Here is a 15,873-nt window from a genome sequence, read left to right as displayed (position 1 = left end):
GGATATATAACCATTGGACGTCAAGGGGCAAGATGAACTCGCATATGCTCGCCCTTGACATCCATCCGACAGAGTACATTAAGGTAGATATTATACAAAAACATAGAAAGGAGAATCTAACTTAGAAAAGCTAAAAATTTGTCTTGACAATGGGGGTCATTATACAGTCATAGCTTGAACATATAAGTTCATAGATTTGCTGTGAATAAAACCTAAAAAGCTACATGCAAATAATCTGTCAAAATATTATCTGTGTAATCATCATAGGTTTTTTGCCACACAAGCTGACCGTTTTTGTCATAACAGGACAATGTAGTAGCATTATCCGTCCATATATATGATACAAATGCAGGCGTCGGAATTCTTTTTACAGGATACTTGTACTTTACAATAAATCCACCGTCAGCGGTAGGTATAACTCTTTCAGTATTGGTAAGTTCACAAGCTAATTCTCTAACAGTTTCTCCCAGTGAATTTTTGATGATAATCTTACTCCCCTTTGAAGTATTGAAAGCAAAAACTACCTCTTGATCCTTTGTTAAGCAAATTGCACTTAATGGGGGATTTGAGTTGTTTTCTATTTCCATTTCCTGAATTAATATTCCCCTCTCGTCAAGAATATAATTGCAAAAGATATTTTTAGTATCATCGGTAATTTCATCGATATTTTCAGTTGTCTTAAATCCGCTTAATGAAATATATCTGCCTTGAACCTGTATTTGATCGTGTTGATATAGAAGTGGCGTTTCTGGGTTATACACCCAATTAAAAGCGAGGGTTTCACTTACCGAAGCGATATAATGCATAGTTGCGCCCTTACCGCCATTGGTCAGATCTTCATCATCAAATTCCGTCCACCCGGTTATAATCAGACCCGTTCTGTCGCTATAAACTGCGCTTTCCAAAGACTCATTTTTACTTCCGCCAAAAAAAGTTTCGAGGATTAATTTTCCATGAGGGCTTAACTGGGTAATTACTATATCGGTTGAAAGATTAGGTAAATCGTCTCTTATTACAAGGCCGCTGCACAATAAATTTCTTGTATCATCCTGACATATGTAATTAATACGACCCAGATAATTATCTTCATAAGTATACTGCCATTGCTGTTTACCTTTTTGACTGTAGCAAAGAACATGTCCTTTTGGCATTGATGTTGAATCCGATGAACTGTTTAGCCTATCAGATACACCAAATACTATATTGCCGTCATCTAGCAGGGTTATTTCTGTTGCCACGCGTCCGGAGACACCGACATCTCTTTCCCAAACAACTTTGCCAGACATATCAAACTTAATTAATGAAACATTTAACTCCTGTGGTATAGCCAATACCAGAAGTCCATCATTTGTTTGACATGATTTAAGCTGGGTTGAAGCATCGAAAAGTTTTTTGCAGGTGATTTCTTTAACGGCTAAAGTATTGTAATCATCAGGTTTTTTATTTATTATTTCATACTCAGTAATGCTTGAATCTTCGGATACAAAATGACTATATGGAAGTGTATCTTCGTCGTATAATAATTTCCAGACTATCGTTTGATTATCCGGAAGATTTATATTTCTCTTACAGCCCGTTATTGTCAGTAATAGGATGGATATAACAAGCATTACCTTTTTCATATTTTTACCCCTGATAAATTAAAAAACAATTTGATATTACCCTTCAGAAAAACGATTGCCGGGTTGATATTACGAAGTCTATGCCAATTATAACATAATTACAGGGGATTTGGTATTAACAATAATAATTTGTTTATGCAATTGAGTTCATCCAATCAATTATATCCCTTATAACTTCTGCTTTATTTATTTCATTGATTATCTCATGTCTTGCACCGGGGTATAACTTGTACCGGACTTCTTTTACACCGATGCTTTTGTACAGATTCGCCAGTTCAGGCACATCTTTGCCCCAGTGGCCTACTGGGTCGTTATCTCCCGAAACGAGAAATATAGGGATGTTTTTTGAAATCTTTTCAATATTTTTCGGATGCTCAATTGTCTTTAAACCTTTAAAAAGCTCAAGAAATAGATTGTTTGAACAGTTTATTCTGCAGAGAGGATCATTGTAAAAGTCGGCAACAACCTTTTCATCCCTGCTGATCCAGTCGAAAAAAGTTCTGGGATTAGGAATATTTGCATTAAAAGCTCTAAACGTAATTTTATTTATGTAATAGCTTCTTTTTTGCCCGCCTTTTCTTTTGACCATAGATTTTGCCAGTAGAATGCCTGCATTTAATGCAATCCTTTCATAGAATCCGGTACCTGATAAAATTACTCCATTTACCTCAGGAGGATTATTTTGAAGTATATTTCTTAAAATAAAACTTCCCATGCTGTGCCCAAAAAGGAAAAAGGGTAAGTCAGAGTGATTGCTTTTTATTATATCGATAAGCAGTAAAAGGTCTTTTTGCATGGAATTCCAGCCGCCTTCACCGATGTGAACAAGATTATCGGTATTTTTGGCTGTTTTTCCGTGACCTCTTTGGTCGTGGGCATAAACTGCATAGCCGGAAGAATTCAATTCTGCTGCAAAGTTTGCATACCTTCCGGCATGTTCGGACAGTCCATGAGTTATGTGGACAATGCCCTTAAGCACTGTATTTTTGGGAAACCATTCATATGTAAAAATCTCTTCACCGTCATGGGACTTAAATGTAAAAGTTCCGGCTGTCATAAGCTCTCACCTTGCTGATTTTTTAAAGACTTTGCCATTTCAATCAAATCATTGTAGGTATTTAACTCGGGTTTTTCCAATACGTTATTTAATAATTTTTCAAGTATGCATCCAATTTCCTTGCTCTGTCGAAAACCTAATGCGATAAGATCCCTGCCGTTTATTTTCAGGTCTTTGACTGACAGACAATGCTTTTCATTACTAATTTCTTTATATATTTCTTTTATCTTATTCAGCTCTGTAAGCGAGGTGTTAAGAAATTCAGGGTTTTGACCTTTTTTATCCGCTTCCTGAACTTTCAGAAGGTCCATAAAAAAATCTTCACCGATTGTGTTTACAGCCTTGCGCACAGACTTGAAATCGGGCTGTATGCGCTTGTCATGGTGTCTGATAAGGCGGCAAACTTTTGCAATAGTTTTGTTATCGAACTTAAGCCTTTCCAGTACATTTTTTGCTATATCCACACTTTTTTCAGGGTGACCGTAAAAATGGTCTGTTCCGTCCTTATCAGTGAATTTTGTCACGGCTTTTCCGGTATCGTGAAGAAGTATTGCCCATCTTAAGCCAATATCATTTTCAATTTCAGAGACTGCCTTTAATGAATGCTCGGCAACATTATAAATATGATAAGGATGATTTTGAGTAATATCAAAACATATGTCAAATTCAGGCAATATATATTTTAAGAGCTGCACATCTCTTAAAAGAATAAATTTAAAAGGCCGATTCGATATAAGAATCTTTGTCAGTTCATCTCTGATACGTTCCCGGCTGATATTGACAATAAGTTGACTGCAACTTTTAATTGCATCAAGAGTGGATTTATCAATGTCAAACCCTAATGTGGCACTGAAACGCACTGCACGAAGCATTCTTAAAGGGTCTTCCATAAATCGGTCGGAAGGATTGCCGACAGCGCGTATAACAGCATTTTTTATATCCTCAAGACCCGAAAAGGGATCAAGCAAACCCTCTTCCGGATGATATGCCATTGAATTTATTGTTAAATCTCTGTGGGAAAGATCGGTAATCAAGCTTTTGCTTTCATCGGGATTAAAGGTTCTGAAGCTTGTAACTTCCACAACTTTATTCCCAATAACTACCGAAACAGTTCCGTGCTTTATTCCGGTGTCAATTGTTTTATTGAATATGGCCTTGATTTCATCAGTGGTTGCAGAGGTTGAAATGTCCCAATCCTTGGGATCTTTGTTTAAAATAATATCCCTTACACAACCTCCAACAATATATGCTTGGTGGTTGTTATCATTTAATGCTTTTAAAATATGTGCCACTTCTTCCGGCAGCTTTACGGAAAAATGTTCTGTCATTATGTTTCCATCCTTTGCATAGGTTTGTAAATATAAAAAGGTATATCCGTAGTTAAGAAATCAGCTCATAATAGCTACGGCAATATCAAAGTAAAATTTAAGACTTTTTAATATATTATATACTATTTGTTTCTGAAATCTTGATATGTTTTTTCGACATTTTATTACTGTATAAAAAACAGAAAAGGATAAAAAAATTCCCGTGCATTCCAATGAAGAGAAGGGAGAATGCATCGGGATTTAGGGGAGTAACTTTTATAAAATTACCTGCTAACAATATACACTGAATTGTGAAATGATGTAACAATTCGTTGTAATATCATAAAATTCGACAAAATATATTAAAAAAAAGCAACGTTTTGATGTGGAATAATTTGGGAGTCACAATTGGTTTATATTTTTCAGAAAATTTTAGTCACCATCAAAGAAGTAATTGCTCTAAAGAAAAGAAACAACTACTACAAAGGAAGTGAAGAAGTGGAAAGCGTACAAGAACATTGAACAGCTTTGAGTATTGGAAAGTCCTTCCCGAAATCTTTACGAGCATTTTGCATAGTGCTATGCAATCGTTATATTAACTTCATACTAATTATAACATAAAGGTATATAGAATACCACTGAAATTTCTACTTTTTTCTAAAATATTTATAGTATAGTGCTATTAAGCATAAAACGTTTCAAAATTTATTCCGGTGAAGACTAAAATTTTTGTATTCTTGACTGTTTGCAAAAAAGCTGTTATTGTAGTCTCTAGGAGTAAAGAGTTATACATCTTTTTAAATCTTTATAACTGTTTTTGAACGGGAGCTGAAATCTATGAATTCTAAACTGAAAGATGATATGACCGACAAGTTGTTTGAAGCGATATTGCTTCTTGAAAATATTGAAGAATGCTATAATTTTTTTGAAGATATTTGTACTATCGCCGAAATTAAGGCACTGGCGCAAAGGCTTGAAGTTGCAAGTATGCTGAGAAAGGGTAAGACTTATACCGAAATAAGCGAGGTTACAGGTGCAAGCACTGCTACAATAAGCAGGGTTAACAGGGCTTTAAATTATGGAGCTGACGGTTATAAAATGATATTGGACCGGTTGGAAAATAAAAAAGGTTCCCGATAATTTCATGGCGATTCCTAATTTAATGTTGATTATATAAAAAAAATTAGTTAAAATTGCTATAGGACAAATACATTGTAGGGAAGGTACAAATGTTAAGAAGATTATTCATTAGTTTGCTGATTTTGTCAGCTTTGACTGCAGAAGGTATAATAAATATAGCTGAAATTTTATGTGATCCTTCCGTTTTGACTAAAGAGGTAATTGATTTTGTTTTAGGTTATGAAGGGGAGTTCACTGCCAAGCAAGTTCAGTGTTTGAATAATAATCGTGGGCTGAAGGCTTCGTTTGCTTTTTTTTCCAGTATAAAATTCAGTGACGAATCCTTAAAATTCCATTCGAATACAACCAATATCAAATCTTGGTTTGCGGTTAGCAGCAAGTCAATAAAATTAGTATTATTTTTGCCGTTTTTGTTTGTTATTTTTATTGCTGTGCAAGAAATAATAAACAAGGGTATTGTCTTTTATCATTCGGATTTATCCCCACCGTACTGCTTCAATTAAATAATAAATAGCATGTTTCACTCTATGCTTAAAACAAGGGGTGATGTTTTGCTCTATATTGTTGTGATTTTGGCAGCTCTTGCAATTGGAACGATTGTCAGCCTCATTAACGGAAGCTGGCCTGATTTTAGCAATATAAAGTTTGAAAAAGCATGGCTGCTGTTCCCGGCTGTGGTTTTGCAAATTATATCTTCTTTAACAGAGAGCAGAGGATATAGATTTGGAACAATTACTACGGTGATGGTCAATGGTGCTGTATTTGTTTTTGTGTTTTTGGTGATATGGTTTAACAGGAAATATGCAGGACTGTGGCTTATTGGAATAGGCGCTCTGCTTAATGCTTTGGTGATGATGTTTAACGGTGGCAGAATGCCGGTTGATATCAGCAGCTTAAGTACTAAAGCTTATATGGCCGATGCTTTGGAGTTGATAATGAAGGGGGCCGACAACAAACATGTAGCCATCAATTCGGCGACAAAGCTTCCGGCTTTGGCGGATATATACAGTGTTCCCGGGTTTCTCGGTTTGGGAATGCCTTTAATTAGTATTGGGGATATTATTATTGCAGCAGGTCTGTTTTTGTTATGTTTGCAGTTTATGTTGAAATCAAGAAAGGCAAAAACTGTGTATTGAACCTGCAAAAATTCGCACCGGGCAATGGGTGCTTAATGAATTGATAGAAAAATAAAGATTAAATTTTAATTTATAATCAACTTTTTAAAATGATAAAGAGTTGTTGCAAAAATAATTTGGAGGTATTTTTAATGAAAAAACTAATTGAAAAAATAATTGGAACTTACAGTGACAGAGAACTTAAAAGAATTATGCCTATTGTGGATAAAATAGAAAGCCTTGAAGAAGAAATGAAAGCATTGAGTGACGCGGAACTAAAGAACAAGACTCAAGAGTTTAAGAAGAGACTGGCAGACGGTGAGACACTGGACGATATTCTCCCGGAAGCTTTTGCCGTTATGAGGGAAGCTTCCTGGAGAGTTTTGGGAATGAAACATTTTAGGGTTCAGTTAATCGGAGGTATTGTTCTTCATCAGGGAAGAATAGCTGAAATGAAAACCGGGGAAGGAAAAACCCTTGTTGCAACTCTCCCTGTTTATTTAAATGCCTTAGAAGGTAAAGGAGTTCATGTAGTAACAGTAAACGACTATCTGGCAAAACGTGACAGTGAGTGGATGGGAAAAGTCTATAATTTCCTTGGTTTGTCTGTCGGTCTTATTGTTCATGGACTTACCAATGCAGAGAGACGACATGCTTATAGCTGTGATATTACCTACGGTACCAATAATGAATTCGGATTTGACTACCTTAGGGATAATATGGTTATTTACAAAGAGGATATGGTTCAGAGAGATCTCCATTATGCAATAGTGGACGAGGTGGATAGTATCCTTATAGACGAGGCAAGAACACCGCTTATAATATCAGGTCAAGGGGACAAATCTACCGAACTTTATAAGATTGCAGACTCTTTTGTTAGAAGACTGAAAGTAAAAGTATTTACCGAGCTGGATGACAAAGAGGATAACGATGATATAGATGCCGATTATATTGTAGATGAAAAGGCTCATACTGCCACATTGACAGCTCAGGGTATTAAAAAGGCAGAGGCATTTTTCGGAATCGAAAATCTTTCCGATTCAGAGAACCTCACAATTTCCCATCACATAAACCAGGCTCTGAGGGCTCATGGCCTTATGAAAGCCGACAGGGATTATGTTGTTAAAGATGGAGAAATTATAATCGTTGATGAATTTACCGGACGTTTGATGTACGGAAGACGTTACAGTGACGGACTGCACCAGGCAATAGAAGCTAAGGAAGGGGTTAAAGTTGAAAGGGAAAGCAAAACCTTAGCTACTATTACATTCCAGAATTACTTCAGAATGTATAAAAAACTGGCAGGTATGACCGGTACTGCTCTTACAGAAGAACAGGAGTTTAGGGATATCTATAAACTGGATGTTATTGTTATCCCTACAAATAAACCTGTTGCAAGAGTAGACCTTAATGATGTGGTATACAAAAATGAGATGGGCAAATTTAATGCTGTTGTTAATGATGTAGTTGAGCGTCATCAAAAAGGTCAGCCTGTTCTTATAGGAACAATATCCATTGAAAAATCGGAATTGCTGAGTTCTATGCTTAAAAAGAGGGGAATTCCGCATCAGGTTTTGAATGCCAAGTATCATGAAAAGGAAGCTGAAATTATTGCACAGGCAGGAAAATTAGGAGCAGTTACCATTGCAACCAACATGGCGGGTCGCGGTACCGACATAATGTTAGGCGGTAATCCGGAATATCTGGCCAAACAGGAAATGAGAAAGAAAGGATACAGTGACGAGCTGATAAATCAGGCTACCGGCTTTAATGATACCGATGATCAGGAGATACTGGCAGCAAGGGCAGTATTTAGAGAATTGTACGATAAGTTCAAGGAAATTACCAACGCTGAACGGGAAAAGGTTGTTGAAGCAGGCGGTCTTCATATAATCGGTACCGAAAGACACGAATCGAGACGTATAGATAACCAGCTGAGAGGTAGAGCGGGACGTCAAGGTGACCCAGGATCTTCAAGATTCTATATATCTTTGGAAGATGATTTGATGAGACTTTTCGGTTCCGATAGACTGATGGGAATTGTTGAAAGGTTGAGACTTGAGGATGACCAGCCTATTGAAGCAACGATGCTTACAAACCAAATTGAAAATGCCCAGAGAAAAGTTGAAGGCAGAAACTTTTCTATAAGAAAGAACGTATTGCAGTACGATGATGTAATGAATAAACAAAGGGAAGTAATATACGGTCAGAGAAGGAAAGTTTTGGACGGAGAGAATTTAAAAGACAGCTTCCTCAAGATGTTTGAAACTATTGCCGATATTATTGTGAATTTATACTGCAGTGAGAACCCACATCCCGATTACTGGGATTGGGAAAGCATAAGGTCTTATGCCGAAGGGGCTTATGTTCCGACAGGTTCATTGAATTTTTCAAAGGAAGAGATGGAAAACTTAACCAAAGAATCTCTGAGAGAAAAAATTCTCGAACTGATAACAAAGAGATATGAAGAAAAAGAGGAAGAATTGGGCTCAGAACTTATGAGAGAGCTTGAAAGAGTTGTACTCTTGAGGATAGTTGACCAGAAATGGATGGACCACATCGATGCCATGGAACAGCTTAAACATGGAATTCATTTAAGGTCTTACGGTCAGAGGGATCCTGTTATCGAGTACAAGTTTGAAGGTTTTGAGATGTTTGAGGAAATGAACAGAAATATTCAGTTCGATGCCGTCAAGGTTATTTTAAATACACATATAAATCGCGAGCAGGAAGCACCGAAACGTGAAAAAGTGGCTGAACCGATAGAAGCATCCCATGGGGATGAAGTTAAAAAGCCGGTTGTAAAGAGCCAGAAGGAAAAAGTGGGAAGAAATGACTTGTGTCCTTGCGGCAGCGGCAAGAAGTACAAAAAGTGTTGCGGTGCAAATGAATAATTGATTTGTATAAGGTTGTGGTGGCCTGCATGGTCATCACAATTTTATATGAAATTGTTTTTGTAAGTCAGAGCGAAATTCTTTTCAAAAGTGTTTTGAAAATATTATTGTGCTGCAATGTTATAAAATTTGTCGAAAGTCAGACTAAAGAGCAAAAGGGGAAAACTATGAATTACATTGAAGCATTAAATTATATTCACGGAACGGTGAAATTTGGAATAAAACTTGGCTTGGAAAATATAAAGACTCTGCTTGAGTTAATGGGGAATCCGCAGGAGAAGTTAAAATTTGTCCATGTTGCTGGAACTAACGGAAAAGGTTCAACGGTAGCATTTATCAGCAATGTACTCATTGAAGCAGGATATAAAGTGGGTATATATACATCACCGTGCCTTGAACGTTTTAATGAAAGGATTAAAGTGAACAATGAAGAGATAGATGGGGATGATCTCGCCCGAATAACTACTTTTGTCAAAGAACATGTGGATATTATGATTTCGAAGTATAACATTTATCCCACAGAGTTTGAAATAGTCACGGCAATTGCTTTTGAATATTTTTATGAGATGAATTGCGATATTGTTGTACTGGAAGTTGGCCTTGGCGGAAGGTTTGATGCTACAAATGTTATTAATGAGGCTTTAGTTTCTGTTATTACTACCATAAGCTATGATCATATGGACAGACTTGGAGATACTCTTGAGAAGATTGCTTTTGAAAAGGCTGGAATTATTAAAAACAAGGGTGATGTAGTTCTTTTTCCGCAGGGAAGAGATATTTTGGAAGTAATTGAAAAGGTTTGCGAAGAAAAGAATGCAAACTTACATATTGCAGATTTTGAAAGTATCAGGATAAAGCAATATTCAATAGATGGTCAGAAATTTGAGTATAACGGAAAAAGCTTTGAAATATCGCTTTTAGGAGAACATCAGGTGAAAAATGCTGTTGTGGCTTTAGCTGCTCTTAAAATACTGAGAGACAAGGGGTATAAAATACCTGATGACAGCATTGAAAGAGGCCTGGTAAATGCAAGATGGCCCGGAAGGTTTGAAGTTTTGAGTAAAAAGCCTGTTTTTTTGATTGATGGCGCTCATAACAAGGAAGGTGCTGAGAACCTGGCAGGGGTTTTGAAATCATATTTTCCGGGGAAGAAGATTATATTTATTATTGGTGCATTAAGAGATAAGGATGTCGAATCCATTATCAGGCCAACTGTGCCTTTGGCTTTAGAGTATATAACAGTTGCACCGGACAGCAGCAGGGCATTATCTCCAAAGGAAATGTCGGATTTTGTTTTGAGGTATTGTAAAAGGGTCTCGGTTAGTGATACAATTGAAGGGGCAATAAGAACAAGTTTGAATCGGATTTCTTCCGAAGATGATGTAATTTGTGCGTATGGCTCACTTTATTATATAGGTAAAATTAGAAGCTTTTTTAAGCACTAGAATTTTCAGTTGTCAAAAATAATTAATGAGGTGGATATATGACTGATTTTAAACAGGAAATAAAGACCTATTCACCAATAGATCTTGACCGATTGCTGAAAACCAATATAGATATGCCCGATAACTTAAAGAATTCTGTTTTACTATATAACAAAGCATTAGACAACATACGCATAAAAAGTGAGGATATCGCAATAATTGAGCTTAAAAAAGCTATTTCACTCAATCCGGATTTTTGTGAGGCAATAAATTTGCTGGGATTATTATATACTACTATAAATGAGAATAATCTGGCAAGGAATTGCTTTGAAAAAGTTTTAAGCATTGATCCACAAGACAGGAAAGCATCGGAATATTTAAGATTACTGGATAATGATTATAAACGGCCCGGTAATAATATAAAGGTGAAACATAAAGAAAAGAGCGAAAACAAAAAGTCCAACGTTAAAAACGTTAAAAACAAGAAAAAGGATAACAAAAAAGATTCCATTTTTACCGAATTGTCATATTCCATTTCGAATATACTGAAAATGAATGCAGCAAAGTATTTGATTGGCTTTTTGGCCGGTTTGCTGGTGTTTTTTGCGATTAGTACGATTGCCGGCTCCAAAGAATCGGCAAAGGATGTTTCTAATGTTATTGATAATAGACGAAAAAATCAGAGCAGTATTGATTATGAAGAAAAATACAATCAACTGGCTGAGGAAAATAATGCTTTGCAAAAGCAATTGGAAGATTTGCAAAACCAATTGGAAGGTTTGCAAAAGACAGCACAAAACTATACAAATTTATCTCAGCTGTTGTTAATAGAAAAGAAAGTATCGGGAGGAGATTATGTTGGTGCTGCCGATATGTTGGTGGCGTTTAATGCAGAAGGACTTAATGAAACGGAAAAAGAAAAATATGAAAGCCTGAGAAAACAGGCAATGGAAAAAGCGGCTCAGCAGATGTATAATGAAGGAAGGGATTTGTACAAAAAGAAACAATATGGAGAAGCTCTTGAGAAATTTAACAAAGTGGTTGCCTATGTTGATGAATGGAAAAATTCAAGTGCAACAATATACTATATAGGTGTGTGTCACCAGGAATTAAACGACAAAGATAAAGCTTTAGAGGCTTTTAACAAAGTTATTGAACGGTATCCTTCCAGTTCATTTGCAAAGTATGCCAAAAGCAGAGTGGACAGTATAAATTCCGGAACGTAAAAGCTTTTTGACAAATATTCTATGTATTTTAGATTATTAAAATATAAGCAAAAATAAATGTTATGAAAAATGAAAAAAACACCGGCGCTTTAGTTATAAGCTGCATAGGTGTTTATTTTTATATAATATTGAAGTGGCTTATCATTATATATCAGGAACGGGGAGGATGTAAAAAAATTTGTGTATAGATGATTGAATGTTCTCCTTCTTGGCAAGGATTAATAATAATAAAAGCTAAGGAGGAGAACTTTATGTCAACGTTAACAAAAGAACAAATCAAACAATTAGTTCGGGAAAATAATTTCCAAAGTGTATCTGATATTAATGAATATCTTAAAGACATTTTTAAAGATATAATACAAGAACTTTTAGAAGCAGAACTTGAAGCAAAATTAGGATATGCTAAAGATGATGTAGAAAATAAAAAAACTGATAATAGTCGTAACGGTTATACGCCTAAAAAAATAAAAAGTGAGTTTGGAGAAATTGATATACAAGTACCAAGAGATCGTAAAGGCGAATTTCAACCTAAAATTATTCCTAAATATCAACGTAATGTTTCTGGAATTGAAGAAAAAGTTATAGCTTTATATGCAAGAGGAATGTCTACAAGGGATATCAGTCAACAAATTGAAGAACTTTATGGTTTTAGCCTATCAGCAGAGATGGTTAGTAAGATTACTGATAGAATTGCTCCAGAGATTAAGGAATGGCAACAAAGACCTCTTGAACCTATATACTCTTTTGTTTTTATGGATGCAATACACTATAAAGTTAAGGACGACGGAAGAATAATAAACAGGGCAGCTTATGTTGTTCTAGGTGTTACTATTGATGGATATAAGGATATTTTAGGGATCTGGATTGGTGACAATGAATCCTCAAAGTTTTGGCTTGGTGTACTGAATGACCTTAAAAATAGAGGAGTACAGGATGTTTTAATTTTTTGTGTTGATGGACTTACCGGACTTAAGGAAGCCATAAATGCTGCATATCCAAAATCTGAAGTGCAGCGTTGCATAATACATCAGCTGAGAAATTCTTTTAAGTATGTGCCATACAAAGACCTAAAAGCATTTAGTAATGATTTCAAAGAAGTATATCATGCTATTAATGAAGAAATAGCATTAGAAAAACTTTATGAACTTAAAGAAAAGTGGGGAAAGGAATATCCTTTTGCAATACGTAGTTGGGAAAATAACTGGGATGTTATAAGTCCATTTTTCAAATTTCCAGAAGAAATACGAAAAATAATTTATACTACAAATATAATTGAAGGACTACATCGTCAGTTTCGTAAGGTCACAAAAACAAAAACAATATTTCCAACAGACAGTTCACTAGAAAAGATTTTATATTTAGCATCAATGAATGTAGTAAAAAAATGGACACAACGTTACAAAAACTGGGATAGAGTACTTAGCCAATTGGTAATCCAATATCCAGGTAGGCTGGAAGAGTATATTTAAGAGCATTCACCCCCACCGCCCTCAAGGGCTCATCCTCATCGCCGGATGGGCTAGACCTCACAAAATTAAAAATATAGGTTTAAAAGGCTAATACTGACCATTATAAATGATTATTGCCAGATTTAATCAAGTTTATGTATAAAACTTAACAAATCCGGCAATAATATATAATGAAAAGGCAATAAAAAACAATATTCTGTAAACCTTGTCAACTAAAATTTACTTGCTAAAGAAGGATTACATAAATTATGATACACAAAATTACTTACATTCCCGGAACGGGCTGACGGAGATTTTTCATAGCTTAAGACAAGTGTTTGATGTACACTTTGTCCGGGCAGAACTTTAATGTAAGGAGATTCGCATTTTAAGTTGGAACCGCACTGGGCATGTATAATGTAATATCCCGGAGGAATGTTTTCTATGGCAAAGTTTCCGTTGCAATCGGAAGTTGTTTCGTAAACGGGAAGACCGCATTTATGTCCGAAATATAGATATATATCTACGTATTGAAGAACTTCATTATCTTTTCTCCGTAAGGTAATCCCTGTAATTTTTCCCGAATAATCAGTCTTTGGGGGGTCGACATAAACATTTACGTTCTGGGTGTTTAATTGTACCGGATTTACGTCAACTTTTTGTTCCTGGTCAAGGTCTTGACTATTGTACTGAAGACTGTCATTTTCATAACTCTGACTGTTAACGGGATATTTATGTTTGTTTGCTGTATTATCAGGCAAATTATTCTTTGACTTCATGATTGCACCTCTTTTCTGAAACTTGATTGATAGAAATTTTATGTAAAAGCGGGGAGAGTTTAATCTCCCCTATTTTAAATTAATATTTCTTTTTGCCGCCTTCTGATTCGATTTCAGCTTCAGCTTCTGCACCGGCTTTTGCTTTATTGTCAGCGTATGCTTTGTTCTTTACTTCTGTTTCATTTTCGTTTTCGTTTTCGGCTCTTTGACCCTGAAGCTGTTTTTGAGTCAGAACATTGTAGTTGATTTGTTTGTTGATTTGATTCTGGCTGTGGAATTCCTTTTCTTCTAATTCTACTTCCTGTTCGTTTTCCTGTTCATTTGCCTGTTTGGTTTTTTGTTGAGCTTCGAGTTCAGCTTCGATTTCAGCTTTTAATTGAGCTTTTAAGGTGTTGAGATCGATGTCGAGCATGCTTGTTACTCCTTTCATTGTTTTAATTTTTGCTTTTACTATATAATAATCTTTATGTAAACAAAGGTGATTGTTTTTAAAAAATTTTTTTATTAAATTGCAAAAATTTTGCGAAAATTGTTGAAAAGAAAACCATCCATTGCAGACAACATACTGATATGATATTATAAAGGCATTAAAACGAATGTCTGTTGACTTTAGATAAATTTAGGGAGTGTTTGCATGAGAACAAAAGTACCTTTGGAAGAACTTGAATCAAGGATGATAAGGTTTAGGTATAAAATGGATATAAGCGATCCTCAATGGGAAGCAGCTGTAATTTTTAGTAAGATTAATCTTTACTATTTTACCGGAACCATGCAGGATGGAATGCTTATAATTCCAAGAGATGGTGATGCGGTTTTTTGGGTTCGGAGAAACTTTGAAAGGGCTGTGGATGAATCCTTTTTTAAAAATATCAGACCGATGAACAGTTTTGCTGATGCACAAGATACTTTCGGTAAAGGTAAAATACCATCAAAAGTGCATATGGAAACGGAAATTGTTCCGCTGGCTTTATATCAGAGATTTCTAAAATACTTTCCGGTTGAGGAAGTAAGACCGGTGGACAGATATATTTCTTCAGTAAGGGCTGTGAAAAGTCAGTATGAAATATCGCTGATGGAGAAATCGGGAGAGATACATCGAAGGGTTTTGGAGGATAGAATTCCGAAAATATTGCGAGAGGGAATGAGCGAGGCAGAACTTGCTACACAGTTGTTCGCAGTGCTTATGGAAGAAGGTTATCATGGAATAACCCGGTTTGGAATGTTTGATACTGAAGTGATGTTAGGACAAATAGGATTTGGAGAGAGTTCTATTTATCCTTCATATTTTAACGGGCCCGGAGGAAATTTGGGGCTAAGCATAGCAGTACCCATATTCGGCAGTCGGGAAAGAAAGCTTAAAAAAGGGGATTTGGTGTTTATTGACATAGGTTGTGGTGTGGAAGGATACCATACCGATAAAACAATGACCTATATGTTTGGAAAGCCCCTTTGCGAAAAGGCCATTGATGCCCACAAGCGATGTGTTGAAATACAGAATGAAATAGCTATGATGTTAAAGCCAGGTGAAATACCTTCAAACATATACAACAGCATAATGAATAAAATTAGCGACGAATTTTCAGCCAATTTTATGGGTTATGGTCAAAGGAAAGTAAAATTCTTAGGTCATGGAATAGGGCTTGTTGTAGATGAATTGCCTGTAATTGCAAAAGGGTTTGACGAACCTATAGAGGAAGGTATGGCCTTTGCAGTTGAGCCGAAAAAAGGAATAGAAAATGTAGGAATGGTAGGTATTGAAAACACTTTTTTGGTCACTCCCAATGGAGGCCGCTCTATTACCGGCAACAATCCCGGACTTATTGCTGTTTGGTAGTAAATTATAGTTAGATGGACTTATAGA

Annotated in this window: 13 protein-coding genes; 8 read left to right on the top strand and 5 right to left on the bottom strand. The window is 35.8% G+C overall.

Annotation, left to right across the window (positions count from 1 at the left end):
- Positions 1–212: 212 nt before the first annotated feature.
- From CLOCL_RS12755 to CLOCL_RS12745, 3 genes are all read right to left on the bottom strand, one after another.
- Positions 213–1,622 (bottom strand): hypothetical protein, encoded by a 1,410-nt coding sequence (locus tag CLOCL_RS12755; RefSeq protein ID WP_014255743.1) that lies wholly within the window; start codon positions 1,620–1,622, stop codon positions 213–215.
- Between the two features lie 133 nt (positions 1,623–1,755).
- Positions 1,756–2,679, bottom strand: a complete 924-nt coding sequence (locus CLOCL_RS12750; RefSeq protein ID WP_014255742.1) for an alpha/beta hydrolase — start codon at positions 2,677–2,679, stop codon at positions 1,756–1,758.
- The gene (locus tag CLOCL_RS12745) at positions 2,676–4,007 is read right to left on the bottom strand and encodes a CCA tRNA nucleotidyltransferase (protein WP_014255741.1); all 1,332 of its coding nucleotides are present in this window, start codon (positions 4,005–4,007) and stop codon (positions 2,676–2,678) included. Before CLOCL_RS12745 ends, CLOCL_RS12750 begins: the two co-directional genes overlap by 4 nt.
- A gap of 816 nt (positions 4,008–4,823) precedes the next feature.
- Between CLOCL_RS12745 and CLOCL_RS12740 the strand changes: the two genes are divergently transcribed.
- From CLOCL_RS12740 to CLOCL_RS12710, 7 genes are all read left to right on the top strand, one after another.
- Positions 4,824–5,126 (top strand): YerC/YecD family TrpR-related protein, encoded by a 303-nt coding sequence (locus tag CLOCL_RS12740; RefSeq protein WP_014255740.1) that lies wholly within the window; start codon positions 4,824–4,826, stop codon positions 5,124–5,126.
- 89 nt (positions 5,127–5,215) lie between these two features.
- Positions 5,216–5,629, top strand: a complete 414-nt coding sequence (locus CLOCL_RS12735; RefSeq protein WP_014255739.1) for a hypothetical protein — start codon at positions 5,216–5,218, stop codon at positions 5,627–5,629.
- 24 nt (positions 5,630–5,653) lie between these two features.
- Positions 5,654–6,262, top strand: coding sequence for a DUF5317 domain-containing protein (locus tag CLOCL_RS12730; RefSeq protein WP_014255738.1), 609 nt, complete (start codon positions 5,654–5,656; stop codon positions 6,260–6,262).
- Between the two features lie 131 nt (positions 6,263–6,393).
- A complete protein-coding gene (gene secA, locus CLOCL_RS12725) occupies positions 6,394–9,135 on the top strand; it encodes a preprotein translocase subunit SecA (RefSeq protein WP_014255737.1) in 2,742 nt (913 codons plus the stop codon).
- A gap of 167 nt (positions 9,136–9,302) precedes the next feature.
- Positions 9,303–10,580 (top strand): bifunctional folylpolyglutamate synthase/dihydrofolate synthase, encoded by a 1,278-nt coding sequence (locus CLOCL_RS12720; RefSeq protein ID WP_027622802.1) that lies wholly within the window; start codon positions 9,303–9,305, stop codon positions 10,578–10,580.
- A gap of 38 nt (positions 10,581–10,618) precedes the next feature.
- On the top strand, positions 10,619–11,785 hold the full coding sequence (locus tag CLOCL_RS12715) for a tetratricopeptide repeat protein (protein WP_014255735.1): 1,167 nt from the start codon (positions 10,619–10,621) through the stop codon (positions 11,783–11,785).
- Between the two features lie 251 nt (positions 11,786–12,036).
- Positions 12,037–13,254: an IS256 family transposase gene (locus CLOCL_RS12710; protein WP_014254544.1), complete on the top strand. Its 1,218-nt coding sequence runs from the start codon at positions 12,037–12,039 to the stop codon at positions 13,252–13,254.
- A gap of 212 nt (positions 13,255–13,466) precedes the next feature.
- On the opposite strand, the gene CLOCL_RS12705 is transcribed toward CLOCL_RS12710, so the two are convergent.
- On the bottom strand, positions 13,467–14,012 hold the full coding sequence (locus CLOCL_RS12705) for a carboxypeptidase-like regulatory domain-containing protein (RefSeq protein WP_014255734.1): 546 nt from the start codon (positions 14,010–14,012) through the stop codon (positions 13,467–13,469).
- 79 nt (positions 14,013–14,091) lie between these two features.
- The gene (locus tag CLOCL_RS12700) at positions 14,092–14,424 is read right to left on the bottom strand and encodes a hypothetical protein (protein ID WP_014255733.1); all 333 of its coding nucleotides are present in this window, start codon (positions 14,422–14,424) and stop codon (positions 14,092–14,094) included.
- A 222-nt stretch (positions 14,425–14,646) separates the two neighbouring features.
- Here CLOCL_RS12700 and CLOCL_RS12695 point away from each other — a divergent pair, with 222 nt between their 5' ends.
- Positions 14,647–15,846 carry a M24 family metallopeptidase gene (locus tag CLOCL_RS12695; RefSeq protein WP_014255732.1) on the top strand — a complete coding sequence of 400 codons (1,200 nt, stop codon included), beginning with the start codon at positions 14,647–14,649 and terminating at the stop codon, positions 15,844–15,846.
- Positions 15,847–15,873: the final 27 nt, after the last annotated feature.

Origin of the sequence: Acetivibrio clariflavus DSM 19732, from assembly GCF_000237085.1 — a bacterium.
GTDB lineage: Bacteria > Bacillota > Clostridia > Acetivibrionales > Acetivibrionaceae > Acetivibrio > Acetivibrio clariflavus.
This window is presented reverse-complemented; position numbering and strand designations above follow the sequence as displayed.

Coding starts and splice junctions, on each gene's coding strand:
- CLOCL_RS12755 (WP_014255743.1), bottom strand. CDS start 1,622: ATGAAAAAGGTAATGCTTGTTATATCCATCCTATTACTGACAATAACG.
- CLOCL_RS12735 (WP_014255739.1), top strand. CDS start 5,216: ATGTTAAGAAGATTATTCATTAGTTTGCTGATTTTGTCAGCTTTGACT.
- CLOCL_RS12700 (WP_014255733.1), bottom strand. CDS start 14,424: ATGCTCGACATCGATCTCAACACCTTAAAAGCTCAATTAAAAGCTGAA.
- CLOCL_RS12720 (WP_027622802.1), top strand. CDS start 9,303: ATGAATTACATTGAAGCATTAAATTATATTCACGGAACGGTGAAATTT.
- CLOCL_RS12710 (WP_014254544.1), top strand. CDS start 12,037: ATGTCAACGTTAACAAAAGAACAAATCAAACAATTAGTTCGGGAAAAT.
- CLOCL_RS12730 (WP_014255738.1), top strand. CDS start 5,654: ATGCTTAAAACAAGGGGTGATGTTTTGCTCTATATTGTTGTGATTTTG.
- CLOCL_RS12715 (WP_014255735.1), top strand. CDS start 10,619: ATGACTGATTTTAAACAGGAAATAAAGACCTATTCACCAATAGATCTT.
- CLOCL_RS12750 (WP_014255742.1), bottom strand. CDS start 2,679: ATGACAGCCGGAACTTTTACATTTAAGTCCCATGACGGTGAAGAGATT.
- CLOCL_RS12745 (WP_014255741.1), bottom strand. CDS start 4,007: ATGACAGAACATTTTTCCGTAAAGCTGCCGGAAGAAGTGGCACATATT.
- CLOCL_RS12695 (WP_014255732.1), top strand. CDS start 14,647: ATGAGAACAAAAGTACCTTTGGAAGAACTTGAATCAAGGATGATAAGG.
- CLOCL_RS12705 (WP_014255734.1), bottom strand. CDS start 14,012: ATGAAGTCAAAGAATAATTTGCCTGATAATACAGCAAACAAACATAAA.
- CLOCL_RS12740 (WP_014255740.1), top strand. CDS start 4,824: ATGAATTCTAAACTGAAAGATGATATGACCGACAAGTTGTTTGAAGCG.
- secA (WP_014255737.1), top strand. CDS start 6,394: ATGAAAAAACTAATTGAAAAAATAATTGGAACTTACAGTGACAGAGAA.